The following is a 21,261-nucleotide window of genomic DNA, read 5'->3' as shown; positions in this document are numbered from 1 at the left end:
ATGCGCGACACCCTCCTCATCGCCCTGTACGCCTTCGCCGGTGCCGCCGTCACGGGCCTGGCCGGAGCGGGCGTCCTGCGCCTGATCCGGCGCCGCTCGCTGACCGCCTCGCTCACCGTCGTCGCGGCGGTCGGGATCGTCGCGATGCTCGCGGGCACGCTCGCCGTCGCCTGGGCGATGTTCCTCTCCCCGCACGACCTGACCGTCGTCACGACGGTCGTCGCCATGGCGGCCGTCGTCTCCCTGGCCACCGCGCTGCTGCTGGGCCGCTGGGTCGTCGCCCGCAGCCGCGCCCTCACCCTGGCCGCGCGCTCCTTCGGCGACGGCGGGGACTTCGCCGCCCCCGACGGCCCGACGACTGCCGAACTGGAGTCGCTGAGCCGCGAGTTGGCCGCCACCAGCGCCCGGCTCGCCGAATCGCGGGAACGGGAACGCGCGCTGGAGACCTCCCGGCGCGAACTCGTCGCCTGGATCTCGCACGACCTGCGCACTCCGCTGGCCGGTCTGCGCGCCATGTCGGAGGCCCTGGAGGACGGCGTCGCCGCCGACCCCGGCCGCTATCTGCAACAGATCCGCACCGAGGTCGAACGCCTCAACGACATGGTCGGGGACCTCTTCGAACTCTCCCGCATCCACGCCGGCACGCTGTCCCTGGCGCCCACCCGGATGTCCCTGTACGACCTGGTCGGCGACGCGCTGGCGGGAGTCGACCCGCTCGCCCGGGAGCACGGCGTGCGGCTGGTGGGGGACCGGATCGAGCCGGTGCCGGTGGAGGTGGACGGCAGGGAGATGAGCCGCGTCCTGGGCAACCTGCTGGTCAACGCGATCCGCCGGACCCCGGCCGACGGCACCGTCGCGATCGCCGCCGAGCGGTCCGCCGAGGGCGTCGTGCTGTCGGTGACGGACGGCTGCGGCGGCATCCCCGAGGAGGACCTGCCGCGCGTCTTCGACACCGGCTGGCGCGGCACGCACGCCCGGACGCCCCCGGCCGGCGCGGGCCTGGGCCTCGCCATCGTCCGGGGGATCGTGGAGGCACACCAGGGCCGGGCCACCGTGCACAACATCCCCGGCGGTTGCCGCTTCGAGGTGCTGCTGCCCGCCGCCGCGCCCTGAGCCGGGCAGCACCACCGCTCGTGCCGCGCGTACCCCCGCCCGCGCGAACGGGGGCGGACGTAAGGGTTTCGTCATCGGCCGGGCGGCCCATGACACCGGATACGCCCGTTGAATGGGAGTGAGACAAGAACTCCCAGGAGGTGGGCGGTATGGGACGGGGACGAGCGGTGCGGATCCGACCGTGGCTGGTGGGCGTGCTCGTGGTGGTGATCGCCGGAGCGGGTTTCGGGCTGTACTGGTTCCAGCCGTGGAAGCTGTGGCAGGACGAGACGGTGCGGGAGGCGCTGCCCGGGACCGCGGTCTCCCCGACGGCCCCTGCCGGGACACCGCCGGACGCGTCCCCCGCCCCGTCCCCGGCCGTGCCGGTGACCGTGGCGACCGGCGAGCTGATCAGCCACGAGCACGCGACGTCCGGCACCGTGAAACTCGTACGGCTGGCCGACGGCAGCCATGTGGTGCGCCTGGAGGGGCTCGACACCAGCAACGGCCCCGACCTGCGCGTCTGGCTCACCGACGCGCCGGTGAGGGAGGGACGCGCCGGCTGGCACGTGTTCGACGACGGGGCCTACACCAGCCTCGGCAGGCTCAAGGGCAACAAGGGCAGCCAGAACTACACCGTGCCCGACGACGTCGACGTGACCCGGTACAGCAGCGTCAGCATCTGGTGCGACCGCTTCGACGTCTCCTTCGGCGCCGCGAAACTGGCCCGCGCCTGAGGAGCTAGCCGTTGATGTCGAGCGCCGTTCCGTACAACCGGTCCACCTTCAACCGGATGACCAGCCGGCGCTCGGCCACCAGCTGCTCCAGGAACGTGTCTTCGTCCTCCGGCTTCGCGTCCTGCGGGATCAACGCGAGCAGTTCCCGGCCGACCGCGTCGCCGGGAACCGTCGTGATCTCGGAGACCTCGGCCTCGCCTTCGGCGACGGCGAACGACCACACGTCACCGCCCTGCACATGCAGCGCAGCGCGCGGCTCGCGCCGCAGGTGCGACACCTTGACGCGGTCGGCCGTCGTCGAGAACCGCAGCGTGCGGGCCTCGGGATCCCAGCTGTACAGCATGGTGGTCAGGTGGGGGTGGCCACTGCGCTTCACGGTGGCGAGCGTGCCGAACCGCTGCTTGCCGAGCAGCTCGGAGAGGGCGTCGTCGGACAGGGGGAGCGGCGCTGGTCTTTGAGTCATGTCCTGATCAACGTCCGTGACTGCCAGGGAATTTCACGAACGCCGGGACTCATGCCCTCGCTTGCCCGGCGTCCCGCATAAAGTGATCGAATGCTGAAGTTCACCGATGTCATCCTCGACTGCCCCGACCCCTGGAAGCTGGCCGAGTTCTACGCCGCGTTGCTGGGCTGGGAGATCAACACCGACATCAGCACGGAGGACTGGGTCAACCTGCGCAACGACGGCGTCGAGCTGTCGTTCCAGCGGGTGGCGGACTACCAGCCGCCCAGCTGGCCGGGCCAGGAGCATCCGCAGCAGTTCCACCTCGACTTCGAAGTGGACGAGTTCGAGCCCGAGCGGCGCCGGGTGACCGAGCTGGGCGCCACCTTCCAGAAGAGCTTCGTCGGCGAGAAAGGCTACGGCTGGCAGGTCTACACCGACCCGGCCGGGCATCCCTTCTGCCTGTGCCGCAATCAGTCCCCGTCCTGACACGAGTTTCTCCGGCCGCCCCTGAGCCCACTCCGCGCCGGGATCAACCCCGGAGCCGGTCGTCGATGAGGGCCTTGAACTCCTCGTAGGAGCCCGGATTGGGGATCTTCTCCCCGTCGAGGAAGAAGGTCGGGGTGCCCTGGACGCCGAGGCCGAGGCCGTCGCGCTGGTCGGCCTGGACCCGCCCGGCGACCTCCGGGTCGGCGAGGGCCGCGTCGAACTCGCCCATGTCCAGGCCGAGGTCCTCGGCGTAACCGCGGAAGACGTCCTGCTTCCACTCCTGCGACTCACCCCACTCCTTCTGGGTGGTGAAGAGTTTGCTGTACATCTCCTCGAACTTGCCCTGCCGAGCCGCGGCCTCGGCGGTACGGGCGGCGAGTTCGCCGTTGCGGTGGCCCGGCATGGGGAAGTAGCGGGCGACGAAGGTGACCCGGTCGCCGTACTCCTCGCGGAGCTTCTCCACGGCCGGGTAGTACGCGCCGCACGCCTCGCACTCGAAGTCCAGGAACTCGACGACCGTCAGCTCGCTCTTCTCCGGTGCGGTGAGGCGGTGGCTGTCGGCACGCACGGGCATCGCCCGCACGGCGGGTCGTGCCTCCGCGCCGTCGCTGCCGCGGTCGTCCGGCCTGAGCAGCAGGAAGGAGGTCAGGGCGGCGGCGAAGCCGGCGACGAGCACGGCTGCGACATACAGATGCTTCTTGAACTTGCTCATGAATCCTCGGTGGGCAAGGCTCCGGCGGGGTCGGCGGGGCGTCGGTCGCGGGAGGGGGCAGGCTCGTGTGTGGGGGCGAAACTCGCCCACCGGAGCGCCAAATTGATCGTGGTGACGAGAAGAAGGGATGCCTCCGAGGCCAGCCCACCAGCCGTCGCCGACCAGGACGCGCAGCTCATCGGGGAGCGGCCCGTCGCAACCGGTCCTCGTACCGTGCCCGTCAGGGCAGGCAGGGACCACCGATCGGCAGGGGCCGGAACAGGGCGAGCGGACGGACCCCGCCCCGCGGCGGCCCCCGGCCCTCGATCAACCGCACCAGCACCGCCGACCTGAGCGGTGCGGCCCTCTCCCGGACAGTGACCCGCGGGCCCGTTCCATGCACCCGGCCGAACAGCGGCCGGACGAACAGCAGCACCCGCCGTACGGCCGCCAGCAGCGGTCGGCCCTGCCACAGCAGCCGCTCCGTGACACCCAGCAGCCGCGCGGCGAGCAGCACGCTCACCAGGTGCCCGGCCAGGAGCACCCCGGTCGGCGCCCCGGCGGCCGTGTCGTGCCCGACCGGCCAGGACAGCACGCCGCAGGCCTCGGCACCCCGGGCCGTGACGGCCGCGCAGGCGCCGGGCAGCGAGTAGGCGGCGTGGTGGGCCAGCTGCGCCGCGGCGAGGACGCCGAGCACCTGGGCGTCGGAGAGCCGACGCCGCGTCAGGAGGACCGCTCCCGGCACGGCCACCGCGGCCGTCGCCGCCACCACGACCCAGCCCGGACAGTGGCTCCGGGACAGCACGTGCCCGGCCACCGGCAGCAGCACCCCCAGGACCGCCAGCACACCCGCCCGCAGCCCGCGCAACACCCCGGCCGCCGGGGAGGCGGAGTCCGTGGGGCGAAGGGAGGACATCGGTCGGGCTTTCTCCGAGGGGCGGGCGCGGTCGTCCGGCGACCGCGCCGCAGGGGGCCAGGGCAGCGTACCCGCCCACCCGGACGAACGCCGCCCCGCCCCAGAGCCGGTCAGAGCCAGTCCCGCCGCTTGAAGATCACGTACAAACTGACGCAGACCACCCCCATCAGGCCGATGGCGAAGGGGTATCCGAAGCTCCAGTCCAGCTCCGGCATGTGCACGAAGTTCATCCCGTAGATCGTCCCCACCAGCGTCGGCGCGAACAGGATCGCCGCCCACGACGAGATCTTCTTGATCTCCTCGTTCTGCTCGAAGCCCGCCTCCGCCAGGGCCCGCATCTCCGTGTTCTGCTGCTGTGTGACCAGCGTGGCGTTCACCGTGAGGATCTCCGTCAGGGCCTGGCGGAAGGTGTCGACGCGCTCGCTGGTGTGGGTGACGTGGTCGGCCACGTCCCGCAGGTACCGCTGCAGTTCCTCGTCGGTGCCGTACTTGGCGAAACCCGCCATCAGCCCGTGCAGCATGCCGACCAGGGGGCGGGTGGCGCGCTGGAACTCGACCATCTCGCGGGAGAGTTCGTAGATGCGGCGGGAGACCTCGGGGTCGCCGCGGAACACCTCGGTCTCGATCTCGTCGATGTCGTTCTGCACCCCGGCGACCACCGGCGCGTAGCCGTCGACGACCGCGTCGAGTATCGCGTACAGCACCGCCTCCGGGCCGAGCTTCAGCAGCTCCGGCGACTCCTCCATGCGGCGGCGCACGGCCGACAGGTCCGGCGCCGCGCCGTGCCGGACGGTGATCACGAAGTCGGGGCCGACGAACACGTGCAGTTCCCCGAACTCGACCTCCTCGGGCGCGTCGAGGTAGCGCGCGGCCCGCAGGACGACGAACAGCGTGTCGCCGTAGCGCTCCAGTTTCGGGCGCTGGTGGGCCTCCATCGCGTCCTCGACGGCGAGCGGGTGCAGGTCGAACTCCGCGGCCAGGGAGTGGAGTTCGCCGTCCGTGGGGCGGGCCAGGCCGATCCACGCCATGCCGGCGGGCTGCTCGCGCAGCTCGCGGTAGGTGTCGGCCAGGGTGGCGGGGGAGGAGACGCGGACGCCGTCGCGGTAGAGGGCCGCCTCGACGACACTGGCCACCTCGGCCGTTTCCTGCCGGTCCGGTGGGGCGTCGGCGCCGGGGGGCTGCGGCCCGGGCGGCTGCACCGGGGGCAGGGCCCGGCGCCAGACCGACCTGCGGGGCGTGTGGTTCGCCGGCCGTGGCGGCCGGGCCGGCTGGTCCTTGTCGACGGGGCGGGCGCGTCGCTGGGGCATCGCGGATGCCTCTCGGTCGAGCGTACGTACGGATGATCACGCAGCGGGACACGAGCAGCATACGCGCCGGACGACGACGCCCCTCGCCCGTCGCGGCCAGAAGCTGTCCGCAAGTCCCGCTACCGTCCCCTCATGACGAACACCAAGCGGAGCGTCACACATTCGGCCCCCCGGCTCGGCACCCGGGCCCTCAACCGCGCCACCCTCGACCGGCAGCTGCTCCTGCGCCCCGCCCGGATGTCCGTCGCGGCGGCCGTCGAGCACCTGGTCGGCCTCCAGGCGCAGAACGTCAAGCCGCCGTACTACGCGCTCGCCGCCCGCCTCGACGGATTCGCCCCCGAGGCGCTGTCGCGGCCGATGGCCGACCGGGACGTGGTCCGTATCGTCACGATGCGGTCCACCATCCACACCCACACCGCGGACGACTGCCTCACCCTGCGTCCGCTGGTGCAGCCCGCCCGGGACCGGGAGCTGGTGAACTTCCGCAAGGGGCTGGCCGGTGTCGACCTGGACCGGCTCGCCGTCCTCGCCCGCGACCTCGTCGAGGCCGAGCCCCGCACCATGAAGCAGCTGCGCGAGGCCCTGCTCCGCGAGTGGCCCGACGCCGATCCGCAGGCCCTGGCCGTCGCCGCCCGCTGCCGCCTCCCGCTCGTGCAGGTGACCCCGCGCGGACTGTGGGGCCGCAGCGGCCAGGTCTGTCTCACGACCGCCGAGCACTGGCTCGGTCGGCCCGCCGAACCGGCCCCCGCGCCCGACGCGGTCGTCCTGCGCTACCTCGCCGCCTTCGGCCCGGCCTCCGTGCGGGACATGCAGACCTGGGCCGGCCTGACCCGGTTGCGCGACGCCTTCGAGCGCCTCCGACCACGGCTCGTGACCTTCCGGGACGACAGCGGCACCGAGCTCTTCGACCTCCCGGACGCCCCCCGCCCCGCCCCGGACACCCCCGCCCCGCCCCGCTTCCTGCCCGAGTTCGACAATCTGCTGCTGTCCCACGCCGACCGCACCCGCGTCGTCCCGCCCGAGTACCGGGGCCGCTCCTGGCAGGGGAACATCGCCCACCGCACCCTCCTCGTCGACGGGTTCCTCGCGGGACTGTGGCGGCTGGCGGAGGGCGCGCTCGTGATCGAGCCCTTCGGCCGCCTCACCCGGGCCCAGCGCGAGGACGTCACCGCGGAGGGGGAGCGGATGCTGCGGGTGATGCACCCGGAGGCGTCGTACGACATCCGGTTCGGCGCCGTACGCACGTGACCCGAGCGGCGGCTCAGTCCGCCCGGCCCGTCACCGCCACCGTCACGCCCAGGCCGATCATCGTGCAGCCGCCCGCTCCGCCGATCAGGGACAGACGGCGGTCGGAGCGGGCGAACCAGGAGCGGGCCGCCGACGCGGTCAGGCCCCACAGCGTGTCCGTGACCAGGCCGATCGAGATCGGTACCAGGCCCAACAGGAGCATCTGCAAGGGCACATGGCCCGCCGCGTGGTCCACGAACTGCGGTAGGACGGCGGCGAAGAACACCACCCCCTTCGGGTTGGTGACCCCGACGAGGATCCCGTCCAGAACAGTGCGGAGATCGCCTCGGGCCGGTCCCGTGGGGCGCGCGCCGAGCTGCGACGCCTTCAGATCGGCCCGGTGCCGGAAGGCCTGCACGCCCAGGAACACAAGATATGTAGCACCCGCCAGCTTCACCGCCAGGTACACCGTCACCGACCGCTCGACCAGCGATCCGACGCCGACGGCCACCGCCACGACGAGGAGGTAGGAGCCGACGACATTGCCGAGGGCCGTCGCCACGGCGCTGCGTCGGCCGTGCGCGAGGGCTCGGCCGATGACGAACAGCACGCTGGGGCCGGGGATCACGATGACCAACAGTGACATCACGGCGAAGGCGAGGAGACGGTCGGCGGAGACCACGGGCATCACTCCCATCCGCCGCCCATTGAAGCAGTCCGCGACCGGGGCCGGACATGGAGAGGGGGCGTTGCGGGCCGCTCGTGGAGGCCCGCAACGCCCCCTGGCATGTCACCTGAGGGGTACTCAGGAGCTAGTGGCAGGTCACGAGTTGACCTGCGTCGTCACCAGGTTCGAGAAGGTGGTCAGCCGGGTGTAGACACCCGGGTAACCGGCCTGGGCGCAGCCCTCGCCCCAGGAAGTGATGCCTGCCAGGACGCCCCCGATGAGCAGGGGGCCGCCGCTGTCGCCCTGGCAGGTGTCCACGCCGCCGGCGGTGTATCCGGCGCACACCATGTCGCTCTGCACGAAGTCGGAGCCGTAGGAGCTGCCGCAACTGGAGTCGGACACGGTCGGTACGGTCGCGGTGCGCAGCTGGTTGGAGCTGCTGCCGTTCGAGGCGGTGGTGCCCCAGCCGAGGATGCGGGCCGTGGTGCCGGCCGCGTACACCGAGGTCTGGGAGGAGGAGACGTACTTCGCGGGGGTGTAGGGCATCGACGTCGACAGCGTCAGCACGGCCACGTCGTCGCCGTTGGTGGCGTCGGTGTAGCTCGGGTGGATCCATATCCTGCTGACTCTGCTGACGGTGCCGTTGGTGCCGTTGCGGTAGGTGCGGCCACCGACCACGCGGACGCTGCTGGTGGTCTCGCCGACCATGCAGTGCGCGGCGGTGACGACCTTGGTGGGCGAGACGAGCGTGCCGCCGCAGAACTGGTTCTGCGAGGCGTCCGTGATCTGCATGACGAACGGGTACGCGGTCGTCGTGGTCGTGGTCCCGCCGACGATCGGCTGGGGCGCGGCGACGGCGGCGGGAGCGGCGAGCAGCGCGGTCGCGGCGGCGGCAGCGGTCGCGGTGGCCAGAGCAGCGGCCTTCTTGGCACGGTTGAGCCCGAACATGGGTCTCCTCTGGGGAGTTGCCGGTGGGGGGTCGCGCGGGTGTGTGGTGCACCGGGGACCCTGACGCCGTTGTTCGGATCTCCGTGTGCCCGGCGAGCGGCACGCCCCAAAGCTAGAGCCCGGCCGTGAGGGCTCCCAATGAGGGAACCCCCTAAGGGAGTTGGGGCAGGGAAAACCCTCGGTCGGCCCCGTGAGACGAGGTGGGGTCAGGTCGTGCGGCGGCCCGCGGCCAGCCGGACGATGTCCACCCGCGAGCGGATTCCCAGCTTCCGGTAGACCCGGGTGAGGGTCGCCTCGACGGTCTTGACGCTGATGAACAGGCGTGCCGCGATCTCCCGGTTGGTCGCGCCCTCCATCACGAGCGAGGCGACCTGACGCTCCATCGAGGCGAGCCCCTCCAGCGCGTCGCGCACCACCGGCGCCGCGACCGGGGCCGGCTCCACCACCGCGGCACCGGCCGTGGCGGCCGCGTCGACCTGCCGCAGCCAGGGCAGCGCCCGGCAGCGCCGGAACAGCCGGGCGGCCTCGTCGTACGACGCCGGTCCTGGCAGGGGAGCGCCGCCGGCGCGCGGGAACGCGGCGGCCTGGGCGCGCAGGCGGGCCAGCGCGAAGGCGGCCCGCGCCTCCTCCAGGCCGTAGCCGAGCCCGCCGAGCCGGTCCCGCACGGACGCCAGCCGGACGGCGGCCGCCTCGTGTTCGCCGCGCGCCGCCCGTACCAGGGCCTCGGCCCGGTCCAGCACGGCGAGCACGCTCTCCCGGCCCAGCCGCAGCGCGTGCACCCGTGCCGTGTCGATCACGTCCTGGGCCTCGACCGGTTCGCCGATGCGGACCAGGGCCTCGGCCAGGTCGCCGTGCCAGCGGCCGCGCGCCGGGTCGGTGATGCCGAGGCTCTGCTCGAGCTCCCGCACCCGGCGCAGCGAACGGACCGTGGCCGCCGGGTCCCCGGCCACCAACTGGGCGTAGCCCAGCGCCGCCAGCGCCCGCGACAGGTACATCTGGTCGCCGTCGACCTCGGCGTGGTCCGCCGCCTCCCGGGCGAGGGCCAGGGCCCGGTCGACGTCCCCGGCGGAGGCCTCCGCGAGGGAGGTGAGCATGGCGGAGGCGCCCTCGCCGATCCCCGAGTCCCGGGCGAGCCGCAGGCTCTCGCGGGCCAGGTCCAGAGCCCGGCCGCAGTGCCCGGAGCGCAGTTCGGTCTCGGCGAGGAAACGCAGGAAGTGCACCTCGCTCTCGACCATGCCGCGCCGCCGCACCTCGCGCAGCAGCGCGGTGATGGTCGCCCGTGCCTGGGGCAGCTGATCGCTCATGATCAGCCAGCGGAACCGGGCCGAGCCGGCGCCGTTGTGGTGGCAGGCCACGTACGGGTCCTGAGGTTCCCTGAGCGCCCGTTTGACGGTCGCGGGGGCGTCCGGGTGGCCCATCAGGGTCTCGGTGGAGGCCTGGAAGGACAGCGCCATCAGCTCCGTGCGCCGGTCCCCGCCACGGGCGGCCAGCTCCGCCGCGTGCGCGGCCTCCTGCCGGGCCTCGGCGAAGTCGCCCTCCACCACCAGACCGCGCCAGGCCAGCTGGTAGTGGACCAGGGCGAGCAGCCGCGGGTCGTCGCCCGCGTCGGCCAGGGCCTGCGGGAAGACGGCGTCGACGTCGCCGAGCGCCTGCCCGGCCGCCTCGATGACCACCATCCAGGCCCGCACGCGCTCCGCGGGCACGGTGGCACGCGTCAGGACGTCGCGGGCGATGTCCCGGGCGAGGTCGGCCTCGCCGGCGGTGATCGCGTCCTCCGCGGCCTGCAGCCGCCGCTCGTCCGGACCCGGCAGCCGCCGCTCGTCCGGACCCGGTGCACTGTCCGCCGGGGTGTGCCGGGCGGCGAGCAGCCCGAGCGAGGCGGCCACGGACGGCGCCCCGCGGTCCCGGGCTAGCGCAGCGGCCTCGGCGAGCCGGGCCGCCACCTCCGGGTCCGTCCCGGTGGTCGCCAGGGCCAGGTGCCGGGCCCGCTCGATCGGGTCGGACGCCGCCGTGGACAGCGCGGTGTGCACGGCCCGCCGCTCCGCCGCCGGCGCCTCCGCGTACAGCGCGGCCGAGATCAGCGGATGCGCGAACCGCACGGCGGGGCCCTCCGCCTCGGTCGCCAGCAGGCCCAGCGCCGCCGCCTGGGCGGTCTCGGCCTCGGCGTTCTCCCGCCCGGCCGCGTGCAGCAGCGCCAGTGTGGGACGCGCACCGGCGCTGGCCACCAGCAGGGTGCGGCGCGCCTCGTCCGACAGCATCTCCAGCCGGCTCAGTACCAGGGCCCGCAGCGAGGTGGGCACCGGCAGGGGCTCTCCGGGCCGGGGTCGGGCCGGGCTCTCCGCCAGGGCGCGGCCCAGCTCCAGGGCGAACAGCGGGTTCCCCCCGCTGGTGCGGTGGATGTCGCGGATCGTGGAGCGGGACAGGGGGGTGTAGCCGCGGTGGTCGAGCAGCGCCGAGACCTGCGTACGGGTCAGGGGGCCCAGCCGGACGGCGAGCGTGTCGGGCGGAGACGCGCGTAGATGGCGGTCGTACTCCTGGCCCTCGGTCCGCACCGCGCACAGCATCTGCACGGGCGTGTCGCCCAGCCGGCGGGCGGCGAAGCCGAGCAGTTCGGCACTGGCGGCATCCAGCCACTGGAGGTCGTCGGCGACGACGAGCACCGGCCCCTCGGCGGCCAGGGCCCGCAGCGCCGACAGCACGGCGAGGCGCAGCGCGAGCCCGTCCCGCTGGAGCGTGGACTCGCCGCGGCCGGTGAGCGCCGACTCCAGGGCCGTGCGCTGGGCGGCGGGCAGCCGGCCGGAGACCTTGTCCAGGACCAGGCCGAAGAGGTCGGCCAGGGCCAGGAAGGGCAGGTGGGATTCGGACTCGGTGGCCGAGCAGCGCAACACGGTCCGGGCCGCACCGCCGTAATCCGCGGCCAGCGCGCGCAGGACCGTCGACTTTCCTATTCCGGCGGGGCCGTGGAGCAGCACGCTGCCGCCCCGGCCGAGCTGCTCACGCGCCGACGTGAACAGGTCCTCCCGGCCGATGACCAGGTCGGGGCGGCTCCTGGCAGGCTCCTGGAAGTCCCGTCGCACGGTCACCGCTTCCCTCCGTGTGTCGTGTCCTGGCCAATATTAGGCAACAGCTCATTGAATTTCGGACGGACGCTGTGGTGAGGGAAATAACAGCGCGCCTCGACGGGCGAATTCATCGGCCTGTCGAAAGCGGCGGAACACGACGTCGGCGCCCGGTCGGGAACGCTTCGGCCCGTCGAACGGACCGACATATCAGAAAGCATCACAAACCTACGGCAACCATCCCGCCCGGCGCGCGGCCACCACGGCCTCGCCCCGGGTCCCGGCCCGCAGCTTCCGCATGGCCGAGCGCAGATACCCCTTGACGGTCTCGGGCGTCACCCCCAGCCGCTCCGCGGCGACCGCGTTCGTGGCGCCCGCGGCGACGCACGCCAGCACGTCGACCTCGCGTGGCGCGAGCCGGACCCGGGGCGAGGGTTCCGACCCGCCGGATTCGGCCGCGAGCAGCGCGCACGCGGCGAGCAGCTCGGCCCGCAGCCCCGGGTCCGCGATCCGTGGCGCCAGCGCCCGCAGCGCCGCGTGCGCCTCCCGCACCTGCTCCCAGCCCGCGCCCGCCCCGGCCCCGGCGGCCAGCGCCCGGGCCTCGTCACGCACGGCCAGCGCCCGCTCCACGTCCCGCGCCGCCTCCACGGCCGCGTCCAGCATGCGCCCGCCCAAAGGCCGGGCGGTGCGCAGCGCCCCGTACAGCACCCCGCGCACCCGGTGCCGTACGACCACCGGCACGGCCAGCACCGAGCGCAGCCCCTCCACGGCCACCGCGGCGTCGTACTCATGGCTGATCTGCCGCGACGCCGAGTAGTCCGTCACCACGCACGGCCGGGCGAGCGCCACCGTCTTGCCGCCCAGCCCGGTCCCGGACGTCACGACCAGCGACCGCAGCGCGTGCGTCGCCGTGCCGTCCAGTTCGCTGATGCGCATCCGCTGCCCGGCCTCCAGCAGGCCGCCGAAGGCGACCGGAAGGCCGGTGGCGCGCCGCAGGCGCAGCAGCGCGTTCCGTATCTCGACCGCGTCGGACGCGTCTGCTGTCACCTGTTCGCCCCTTCACTACGGCTGCCGCGCGGGCGCACCCCCCGTTCGGGGGTAGTGAGACCTGCATCACGGATTACACGATGGCTCGGAGCCGCCCGGCAATGGTCCGGCACCCAGGAGGACAGATGACATCGGCGACGGAGTTGTTCCGCAGCGCGCGGGACTTCCTGCTGGCACACCGCGAGGACTACGCCACCGCCTACGGGGGCTTCCGCTGGCCCCGTCCCGAGTACTTCAACTGGGCGCTCGACTGGTTCGACGAGATCGCCGACGGCAACGCCCGCACGGCCCTGCACATCGTCGAGGAGGACGGCCGCGAGACGCGGCTGTCCTTCGGGGAGCTGTCGGTGCGGTCGGCCCAGTTCGCCTCCTGGCTGCGCGCCCGGGGCGTGCGCGCCGAGGACCGGATCCTCGTCATGCTCGGCAACCAGGCCGAACTGTGGATCATCGCGCTCGCGGCGATGAAGTTGCGCGCGGTGGTCATCCCGGCCACCCCGCTGCTCGGCCCCGCCGACCTGCGCGACCGCGTCGACCGCGGCCGGGTCCGGCACGTCGTCGCGCGCCCCGCCGACACCGGCAAGTTCGCCGAGGTCCCCGGTGAGTACACGCGCGTCGCCGCCTGCGCCGCCGAGGACGCGCCGGACGGCTGGCTGCCGCTGGACGACGCCTACGGCGCCTCCGCCGACTTCACGCCCGACGGCCCGACCCGGGCCGACGACCCGCTGATGCTCTACTTCACCTCGGGCACCACCGCCCGGCCCAAACTCGTCGAGCACACCCACACCTCGTACCCGATCGGCCACCTGTCGACGATGTACTGGATCGGCCTGAAGCCGGGCGACGTGCACCTGAACATCTCCTCTCCGGGCTGGGCCAAGCACGCCTGGTCCAACCTCTTCGCCCCCTGGAACGCCGAGGCGACGGTCTTCCTGCACAACTACACGCGTTTCGACGCCGCCCGTCTCATGGCCGAGATGGACCGGGCGGGCGTGACCACCTTCTGCGCCCCGCCGACCGTGTGGCGCATGCTCATCCAGGCCGACCTCACCCAGCTGCGCACCCCGCCCCGCGAGGTCGTCGCCGCCGGCGAGCCGCTCAACCCGGAGGTCATCGAGCAGGTCCGCCGGGCCTGGGCCGTCACCATCCGGGACGGTTTCGGCCAGACCGAGACGGCCGTGCAGGTCGCCAACAGCCCCGGCCAGCCCCTCAAGACCGGCTCGATGGGCCGCCCGAGCCCCGGCTACCGCGTCGCACTCCTCGACCCCGTCTCGGGCGCGCCGGGCGCCGCGGAGGGCGAGATCGCCCTCGACCTGTCGGAGCGCCCCGTCGGCCTGATGACCGGCTACCACGGCGACGCGGACCGGACGGCGGAGGCGATGGCGGGCGGCTACTACCGCACCGGGGACGTCGCCTCCCGGGACGAGGACGGATACCTGACCTACATCGGGCGCAGCGACGACGTCTTCAAGGCCTCCGACTACAAGATCAGCCCCTTCGAGCTGGAGAGCGCGCTGCTGGAGCACGAGGCGGTCGCCGAGGCGGCGGTCGTTCCCGCCCCGGACGAACTGCGGCTCGCCGTCCCGAAGGCGTACGTCGTGCTGGCCGACGGCTGGGAGCCCGGCCCCGACACGGCCAAGGTGCTGTTCGAGCACTCGCGGGAGACCCTCGCCCCCTACAAGCGCGTCCGCCGCCTGGAGTTCGGCGAGCTGCCCAAGACCGTCTCCGGCAAGATCCGCCGGATCGAACTGCGCGAGGCCACGGCGGCCGGCTCGGACGCCGAGTACCGCGAGGAGGACTTCCGGTGAACTCCTACACCCACGGAACCGGCGGCACGGCGCTGCTCGGCGACACCATCGGGGCCAACCTGGACCGGGCGGTGGCCACCTGGCCGGACCGCGAGGCGCTGGTGGACGTGCCGTCCGGCCGGCGCTGGACGTACGCGCAGTTCGGCGCGGCGGTGGACGAACTGGCCTCCGCCCTGCTGGCGTCCGGTGTCGCCAAGGGCGACCGGGTGGGCATCTGGGCCGTCAACTGCCCCGAGTGGGTGCTCGTCCAGTACGCCACCGCCCGCCTCGGCGCGATCATGGTGAACATCAACCCGGCGTACCGCACCCACGAGGTCGAGTACGTCCTCAACCAGGCCGGCGTGTCCCTGCTGTTCGCGTCCCTGAGCCACAAGACGAGCGACTACCGGGCGATGGTGGAGCAGGTGCGGGGCCGCTGCCCCGGCCTGCGCGAGGTCGTGTACTTCGGCGACCCGAGCTGGGAGACGCTGCTCGGGCGGGCGACGCCCGGCGCGACGTACGAGGAACTCTCCTGCGACGACCCCATCAACATCCAGTACACGTCGGGCACGACGGGCTTCCCCAAGGGCGCGACCCTCTCGCACCACAACATCCTCAACAACGGCTACTTCGTGGGGGAGTTGATCGCCTACACCGAACAGGACCGGATCTGCGTCCCGGTGCCCTTCTACCACTGCTTCGGCATGGTCATGGGCAACCTCGCCGCCACCTCGCACGGCGCCTGCGTGGTCGTCCCGGCCCCGTCCTTCGACCCGAAGGCGACCCTGGACGCGGTCCAGCAGGAGCGCTGCACCTCGCTCTACGGCGTCCCGACCATGTTCATCGCGGAGCTGAACCTGCCGGACTTCGCTTCCTACGACCTGTCCTCCCTGCGCACGGGCATCATGGCGGGCTCGCCCTGCCCGGTGGAGGTGATGAAGCGGGTCGTCGCCGAGATGCACATGGCGGAGGTCTCCATCTGCTACGGCATGACCGAGACGTCCCCGGTCTCCCTCCAGACCCGCCGGGACGACGACCTGGAGCACCACACGGGCACGGTCGGACGGGTCCTGCCGCACATCGAGGTCAAGGTCGTCGACCCGGTGACGGGGGTGACGCAACCCCGGGACATGCCGGGCGAGTTGTGCACCCGCGGGTACAGCGTGATGCTCGGCTACTGGAACGAGCCGGAGAAGACGGCCGAGGCCATCGACGCGGGCCGCTGGATGCACACCGGCGACCTCGCCGTGATGCGCGAGGACGGCTACGTCGAGATCGTCGGCCGCATCAAGGACATGATCATCCGGGGCGGGGAGAACATCTACCCCCGCGAGATCGAGGAGTTCCTCCACGCCCACCCCGGGATCCAGGACGTCCAGGTCGTGGGCGTCCCGCACGAGCACTACGGCGAGGAGGTCCTGGCCTGCGTCATCGCCCGCGACCCGGGCGCCCCGCCCACCCTCGAGGAACTGCGCGCCTTCTGCGACGGGCGGTTGGCGCACTACAAGATCCCGAGCCGGCTCGAGATCCTCGACTCGTTCCCGATGACGGTGTCCGGGAAGGTGCGGAAGGTGGAACTGCGCGAGCGCTACACCGTCTGAACGACCGCAGGGGCGTTCGGTCGTACGGGGGCCACGACCCGTAAGATCGACGCCCTTGGGGGTGACACATGGTCAAGCGGCGTCCGGGTACGACGCCCACGCTGGAGCAGGTGGCCGCGCTCGCCGGCGTCGGACGGGGCACGGTCTCCCGCGTCATCAACAACGAGGCGGGCGTCCGGGAGTCCACCCGCCGTGCGGTGCAGCGGGCCATCGCCGAACTCGGCTACGTGCCCAACCTGGCGGCGCGCTCGCTGGCCGGGCGGCGGGCCGACGCCGTGGCGCTGGTCATCACGGAACGGGACTGGCGGCTGTTCGGCGAGCCGTTCTTCTCGGAGACGGTCACGGCCGTCGGCGACGCACTCGCCGAGACATCGGTGCAACTGCTGCTCACGCTGGTCCGCACCGACGCCGAGCGGCAGCGGTTCGTCGAGTACGCGCGCGGCGGCCGGGTCGACGGCGTCCTGCTGATGTCGGTGCGCGCCGAGGACCGGCTGCCGGACATGCTCGCCGACGCGGGCCTGCCCACCGTCCTGCTGGGCCGCCGCTCCGGCGACGAGCAGATCACCTACGTCGACGCGGACAACGTCGGCGGCGCCCGGGAGGCGGTGTCCCACCTGCTGCGCGGCGGCCGGCGCGCGATCGCGGCGATCACCGGGCCGCTCGACATGTATGTCGCCCAGTGCCGCCTGCGCGGCTACCAGCAGGCCATGGAGCGGGCGGGGCTGCCCGCTCCCGCCTCCTGGACCGTCGAGGGCGACTTCACCGAGGCGAGCGGGCGCCGGGCGATGGCCGAACTCCTCGATCGTCACCCGGACGTGGACGCGGTCCTCGCCGCCTCCGACACCATGGCCACCGGGGCCCTCGCCGTGCTGCGCGCGGCGGGGCGCCGGGTACCCGACGACGTGGCGGTGGTCGGCTTCGACGACTTCGAACTCGCCCGGCACACCGACCCACCGCTGACCACCGTCCGCCAGCCGCTGGAGCAGATCGGCCGGACGATGGTGCGGCTGCTGCTGGAGGAGATGGACCAGCCGGAAGTGGCGTGGCGGCACGTGATCCTGCGGACGCAGCTGGTGGTGCGGGAGTCGGCGTGAAGCCGCCCGGGAGCGCTCCCAACCGCTGGGTACCGCCCGCGCGTTGCGAGGACCGGTCGAGGCGCTCAGGCTGACCTGGGACTTCGAAATACATTCGACGGATTCCCTCCTAACGGGTTGTCAGGGACATGGGAGGCTCCTACAGTCACCACCGAAACCGGTGAGGTGGGAGCGCTCCCATCCATGGGGAGGTGGGAGCGCTCCCGAACCCCGAGCCGCAGCACCCTCCGTTCGAATCCGGTTCCCACGGAGAGAGGCCCCCGCATGCGATCGTCACCGCACCGCCTCCGCACCGTCCGCGTCCTGTGCGGCGCGCTGCTCACCGCGCTCGCCACCGTGGCGGCACTCCTCGCCGCCACCACGCCCGCCCGGGCCGACACGCTCGTCTGCGAGCCCTATGGATCGACCGTGATCCAGGGCCGCTACGTGGTCCAGAACAACCGCTGGGGCTCCAGCTCCCCCCAGTGCGTCACGGCGACCGACACCGGCTTCCGGGTCACCCAGGCCGACGGTTCGGTGCCCACGAACGGCGCGCCGAAGTCGTACCCCTCGGTCTTCAACGGCTGCCACTACACGAACTGTTCGCCGGGGACCAACCTGCCGGCGCGGCTCAGTGCCATCTCCAGCGCGCCCAGCAGCATCTCGTACGGCTACGTCTCGGGCGCCGTCTACAACGCCTCGTACGACATCTGGCTGGACCCGACGCCGCGCACCGACGGCGTCAACCGTACGGAGATCATGATCTGGTTCAACCGGGTCGGCCCGATCCAGCCGATCGGCTCCCAGGTCGGCACCGCCTCGGTCGGCGGGCGCGGCTGGGAGGTGTGGACCGGCAGCAACGGGTCCAACGACGTGATCTCCTTCGTCGCCCCGTCGGCGATCTCCAGTTGGAGCTTCGACGTCATGGACTTCGTCGACCAGGCCGTGGCCCGGGGTCTGGCGCGGAGCGACTGGTACCTGACCAGCGTCCAGGCCGGCTTCGAGCCGTGGCAGAACGGCGCCGGGCTCGCGGTGAACTCCTTCTCCTCCGCCGTCAACACCGGCGGCGGCGACCCGGGCGGCCCCGGTGGCCCGGCGGCCGCCTGCCAGGTGACGTACGGGGCGAATGTCTGGCAGGGCGGCTTCACCGCCGACGTGACCGTGAAGAACACCGGATCCGCCGCGGTCGACGGGTGGCGGCTCGGCTTCACGCTGCCGTCCGGGCAGCGGGTCACAAGCGCCTGGAACGCGACTCTGTCCGGCACCTCGGGCGCCGTCACCGCGAGTCCCGTCGCGCACAACGCGCGGATCGCGGCGGGCGGCACCCAGACCTTCGGCTTCCAGGGCACCTACAGCGGTGCCTTCGCCGAGCCGGCCGGCTTCACCCTGAACGGCACGCCCTGCTCCGTCGCCTGACCCGCGGCGCACCGACCCGCTCCGGGCTCCGCCCTGCGCCGAGAGGGCGGACCCCGGAGCGTTCCACCCGCCGTCCCCTCCCGGGGCACGGCAGTGCGCGGCGTCCCGGGCGACGCGCACGCACCGCGCGCCGGCCCGGGGGCTGCACCACCGGCCGTCCTCGGGGGCTGCACGACGGGCCGCCGGGGGCACGGCCTGCACGACACGGCCACCGGCACGTCCCGCACCGCACCTGCACGGTCCCGCACCACCGGCCACCGCAACTCGCTTACCCAGCACCCTGCTTAGTTCCGCACCCCGCACCCCGTACCGTCCCCGAGGCCGTATCACCGGCCACCGGCCATCGGCCGCCGGTGACCTGCGCAGCACCCGCCTCCCCACCGGCGGCCCGTACCACCTCCGCCCCTCCGGCCCGCATCCGGAAAGGCTCCGCCATGATCCCGCTGCTCCCGGAAGTCCCCGCCCGCCGCTTCGGCCGGCGGTGTACCCGCCGGCCCGCGCTCCTCGCCGCCCTGTGTGCCGCCGCGCTCGCCGTCACCGGGCTCACCGCCGCCGCCCCGCCCGAGCGGGAGGTCGCGCGGGCCGCCGCCGCGCTGCCGTACCAGGACCCTGCCCTGCCGGTGCCCCAGCGCGTCGAGGACCTGCTGGGCCGGATGACGCTCGACGACAAGCTCGGCCAGATGACCCAGATCGAGAAGGACGCCCTGGTCCCGCGCTCCGACCTCGCCACCTACCGCATCGGCTCGGTGCTCTCCGGCGGCGACTCCACGGTCAGCCCCAACAACGCGCAGACCTGGGCCGACACCTACGACTCCCTCCAGCGCACGGCCCTGTCCACCCCGCTGGGCATCCCGATGATCTACGGCATCGACGCGGTGCACGGCCACAACGCGGTGCGCGGCGCCACGCTCTTCCCGCACAACATCGGCCTGGGCGCCACCCGGGACCCCGTCCTGGTGCGGCGTATCGGGCGCGCGGTCGCCGAGGAGGTCGCCGGTACCGGCATCGACTGGTCCTTCGCGCCCTGCCTGTGCGTGGCCCGCAACGACCGTTGGGGGCGTACGTACGAGTCCTTCGGTGAGACGCCCGAACTGCCCACCTCCATGACCTCGTTCATCACCGGCCTGCAGGGCGACGCCCTCGGCGGCGACCCGGCGTCCGTGCTCGCCACCGCCAAGCACTACCTCGGCGACGGCGGCACCACCGGCGGCGTCGACCAGGGCGACACCCGGCTCTCCGAGGCGGAGTTGCGCGCGATCCACCTGCCGCCGTTCAGGGAGGCCCTCGAGCGCGGCGTGGGCTCGGTGATGCTCTCCTACAGCAGCTGGAACGGCGTACGGTCGCACGCCCACAAGTACCTCGTCACCGACGTCCTCAAGGGGGAGCTGGGCTTCACCGGGTTCGTCGTGTCCGACTGGGCGGCGGTCGACCAGCTCGACGGGCAGACCGGCTTCACCGGCGCCGAGATCGCCACCGCCGTCAACGCGGGCGTCGACATGGTGATGGTCCCGCACGACTACAGGAAGTTCCTGAGCCTGCTGCGCGGCGAGGTGGGCGCGGGCCGGATCCCCCTGGCCCGCGTCGACGACGCCAACCGGCGCATCCTGACGAAGAAGTTCCGACTCGGGTTGTTCGAGCGGCCGTTGACCGACCGTTCCTACACCTCCACGGTCGGCTCGGCGGCCCACCGCACCCTCGCCCGGCAGGCGGTGCGCGCCTCGCAGGTGCTGCTGAAGAACGAGGGCGGCGTGCTGCCGCTGCCGAAGACGGGGCGGCTGTTCGTCGCCGGGAAGTCCGCCGACGACATCGGCAACCAGAGCGGCGGCTGGACCGTCGGCTGGCAGGGCCGCAGCGGACCCGTCACCGAGGGCACCACCGTCCTCCAGGGCATCCGCGCCGCCGTCGCCGACCCGTCCAGAGTCACCTACGACCGCTACGGCAACGGCATCGACGGCGGTTACACGGCGGCCGTGGCCGTCGTCGGCGAGACCCCGTACGCCGAGATGCGCGGCGACCGGCCGGGGGACATGGGTCTCGACCAGGAGGATCTCCAGACCCTGGCCCGACTCGAGGCGAGCGGCGTGCCGGTCGTGGTGGTGCTGGTCTCCGGCCGCCCGCTGGACATCGCCGACCGGCTGCCCGACTGGAAGGCCCTGCTGGCTGCCTGGCTGCCCGGCACCGAGGGCGGCGGCGTCGCGGACGTGCTCTTCGGCGACCACGCGCCGACCGGCAAGCTGCCCATGACCTGGATGCGCGGCGCCTCCCAGCAGCCCGTCAACGACGGCGACGGCAAGAGCCCGCTCTTCCCCTACGGTCACGGCCTGACCTACGGCACGGACCCCGGCCCGGATCCGGACCCCGAGCCGAGCCCCGCGAAGGCCTGCACCGCCACCCACAGGACGGTCACCTCCTGGCCCGGCGGCCACCAGGCCGAGGTCACCGTCAAGAACACCGGTACCGGCCCGCTCACCGGCTGGACGATCGACTGGGACCTGGGCGGCGCCGCCGTCACGAGCCTGTGGAACGGCACCCACTCCGTGGCGAACGGCCGGATCACGGTCCGCAACACCTCCACGAACGGCACCCTCGCCGCCGGCGCCACCACCACGTTCGGCTACACCGCGAACGGCGGTCCGGGCACCCCCGCCCCGCGCTGCACCCCCGCCTAGCCCACCCGGATCCCTCCGATCCGGCCCCTGGTTCTCCCCACCGGTTCATCCCGCGGACGACCCCACCACCCTCACCCGCACCCCCGTACCGAGGAG

General features: G+C 73.0%; 17 protein-coding genes. 9 read left to right on the top strand and 8 right to left on the bottom strand.

Annotated features, from left to right (window positions below; translation table 11 throughout):
* A complete protein-coding gene (locus tag ACSUPV_RS08025; RefSeq protein WP_037767131.1) occupies window positions 1-1,113 on the top strand; it encodes a sensor histidine kinase in 1,113 nt (370 codons plus the stop codon).
* A 149-nt stretch (window positions 1,114-1,262) separates the two neighbouring features.
* Window positions 1,263-1,829, top strand: coding sequence for a DM13 domain-containing protein (locus ACSUPV_RS08020; protein WP_037767134.1), 567 nt, complete (start codon window positions 1,263-1,265; stop codon window positions 1,827-1,829).
* A gap of 4 nt (window positions 1,830-1,833) precedes the next feature.
* Here ACSUPV_RS08020 and ACSUPV_RS08015 read toward each other — a convergent pair whose 3' ends face one another.
* Entirely contained in the window at window positions 1,834-2,292 is a 459-nt protein-coding gene (locus tag ACSUPV_RS08015) for a PPOX class F420-dependent oxidoreductase (protein WP_031120209.1), read from the bottom strand.
* 90 nt (window positions 2,293-2,382) lie between these two features.
* Here ACSUPV_RS08015 and ACSUPV_RS08010 point away from each other — a divergent pair, with 90 nt between their 5' ends.
* Window positions 2,383-2,760 (top strand): VOC family protein, encoded by a 378-nt coding sequence (locus tag ACSUPV_RS08010; RefSeq protein ID WP_037767138.1) that lies wholly within the window; start codon window positions 2,383-2,385, stop codon window positions 2,758-2,760.
* A 43-nt stretch (window positions 2,761-2,803) separates the two neighbouring features.
* Here ACSUPV_RS08010 and ACSUPV_RS08005 read toward each other — a convergent pair whose 3' ends face one another.
* The 3 genes from ACSUPV_RS08005 to ACSUPV_RS07995 form a co-directional block, all read right to left on the bottom strand.
* Entirely contained in the window at window positions 2,804-3,472 is a 669-nt protein-coding gene (locus ACSUPV_RS08005) for a thioredoxin domain-containing protein (RefSeq protein WP_031120211.1), read from the bottom strand.
* Between the two features lie 220 nt (window positions 3,473-3,692).
* On the bottom strand, window positions 3,693-4,367 hold the full coding sequence (locus ACSUPV_RS08000) for a hypothetical protein (protein ID WP_436947205.1): 675 nt from the start codon (window positions 4,365-4,367) through the stop codon (window positions 3,693-3,695).
* 110 nt (window positions 4,368-4,477) lie between these two features.
* Window positions 4,478-5,674 carry a magnesium and cobalt transport protein CorA gene (locus ACSUPV_RS07995; RefSeq protein ID WP_436947204.1) on the bottom strand — a complete coding sequence of 399 codons (1,197 nt, stop codon included), beginning with the start codon at window positions 5,672-5,674 and terminating at the stop codon, window positions 4,478-4,480.
* Between the two features lie 132 nt (window positions 5,675-5,806).
* Here ACSUPV_RS07995 and ACSUPV_RS07990 point away from each other — a divergent pair, with 132 nt between their 5' ends.
* The gene (locus ACSUPV_RS07990; RefSeq protein ID WP_382615023.1) at window positions 5,807-6,922 is read left to right on the top strand and encodes a winged helix DNA-binding domain-containing protein; all 1,116 of its coding nucleotides are present in this window, start codon (window positions 5,807-5,809) and stop codon (window positions 6,920-6,922) included.
* A gap of 13 nt (window positions 6,923-6,935) precedes the next feature.
* Here the strand turns inward: ACSUPV_RS07990 and ACSUPV_RS07985 are convergent, their stop codons facing one another.
* The 4 genes from ACSUPV_RS07985 to ACSUPV_RS07970 all read right to left on the bottom strand — a co-directional run bounded on the left by ACSUPV_RS07985 (window position 6,936) and on the right by ACSUPV_RS07970 (window position 12,622).
* A complete protein-coding gene (locus ACSUPV_RS07985; RefSeq protein WP_031120217.1) occupies window positions 6,936-7,583 on the bottom strand; it encodes a LysE family translocator in 648 nt (215 codons plus the stop codon).
* A 141-nt stretch (window positions 7,584-7,724) separates the two neighbouring features.
* The gene (locus ACSUPV_RS07980) at window positions 7,725-8,516 is read right to left on the bottom strand and encodes a S1 family peptidase (protein ID WP_031120218.1); all 792 of its coding nucleotides are present in this window, start codon (window positions 8,514-8,516) and stop codon (window positions 7,725-7,727) included.
* Window positions 8,517-8,722: 206 nt separating this feature from the next.
* Window positions 8,723-11,599, bottom strand: a complete 2,877-nt coding sequence (locus ACSUPV_RS07975) for a helix-turn-helix transcriptional regulator (RefSeq protein ID WP_037767159.1) — start codon at window positions 11,597-11,599, stop codon at window positions 8,723-8,725.
* 204 nt (window positions 11,600-11,803) lie between these two features.
* Window positions 11,804-12,622: a helix-turn-helix transcriptional regulator gene (locus ACSUPV_RS07970; protein ID WP_037767162.1), complete on the bottom strand. Its 819-nt coding sequence runs from the start codon at window positions 12,620-12,622 to the stop codon at window positions 11,804-11,806.
* A 125-nt stretch (window positions 12,623-12,747) separates the two neighbouring features.
* On the opposite strand from ACSUPV_RS07970, the gene ACSUPV_RS07965 reads away from it, so the two are divergent.
* The 5 genes from ACSUPV_RS07965 (at window position 12,748) to ACSUPV_RS07945 (ending at window position 21,165) form a co-directional block, all read left to right on the top strand.
* Window positions 12,748-14,427, top strand: a complete 1,680-nt coding sequence (locus ACSUPV_RS07965) for an AMP-binding protein (RefSeq protein WP_359795168.1) — start codon at window positions 12,748-12,750, stop codon at window positions 14,425-14,427.
* Window positions 14,424-16,007: an AMP-binding protein gene (locus tag ACSUPV_RS07960; RefSeq protein ID WP_436947203.1), complete on the top strand. Its 1,584-nt coding sequence runs from the start codon at window positions 14,424-14,426 to the stop codon at window positions 16,005-16,007. The genes ACSUPV_RS07965 and ACSUPV_RS07960 overlap by 4 nt, the downstream gene beginning before the upstream one ends.
* Before the next feature lie 68 nt (window positions 16,008-16,075).
* Window positions 16,076-17,101: a LacI family DNA-binding transcriptional regulator gene (locus ACSUPV_RS07955; RefSeq protein ID WP_037767168.1), complete on the top strand. Its 1,026-nt coding sequence runs from the start codon at window positions 16,076-16,078 to the stop codon at window positions 17,099-17,101.
* Between the two features lie 264 nt (window positions 17,102-17,365).
* Window positions 17,366-18,496 (top strand): GH12 family glycosyl hydrolase domain-containing protein, encoded by a 1,131-nt coding sequence (locus tag ACSUPV_RS07950; RefSeq protein ID WP_031120227.1) that lies wholly within the window; start codon window positions 17,366-17,368, stop codon window positions 18,494-18,496.
* Window positions 18,497-18,930: 434 nt separating this feature from the next.
* On the top strand, window positions 18,931-21,165 hold the full coding sequence (locus tag ACSUPV_RS07945; protein ID WP_436947202.1) for a glycoside hydrolase family 3 N-terminal domain-containing protein: 2,235 nt from the start codon (window positions 18,931-18,933) through the stop codon (window positions 21,163-21,165).
* The last annotated feature ends 96 nt before the right edge of the window (window positions 21,166-21,261 follow it).

It is taken from the genome of Streptomyces sp. SudanB52_2052 (assembly GCF_964272415.1).
Classification (GTDB): Bacteria; Actinomycetota; Actinomycetes; order Streptomycetales; family Streptomycetaceae; genus Streptomyces; species Streptomyces olindensis.
Note: the sequence above shows the minus strand (reverse complement) of the source record. Positions and strands in the feature narration are given on the sequence as shown.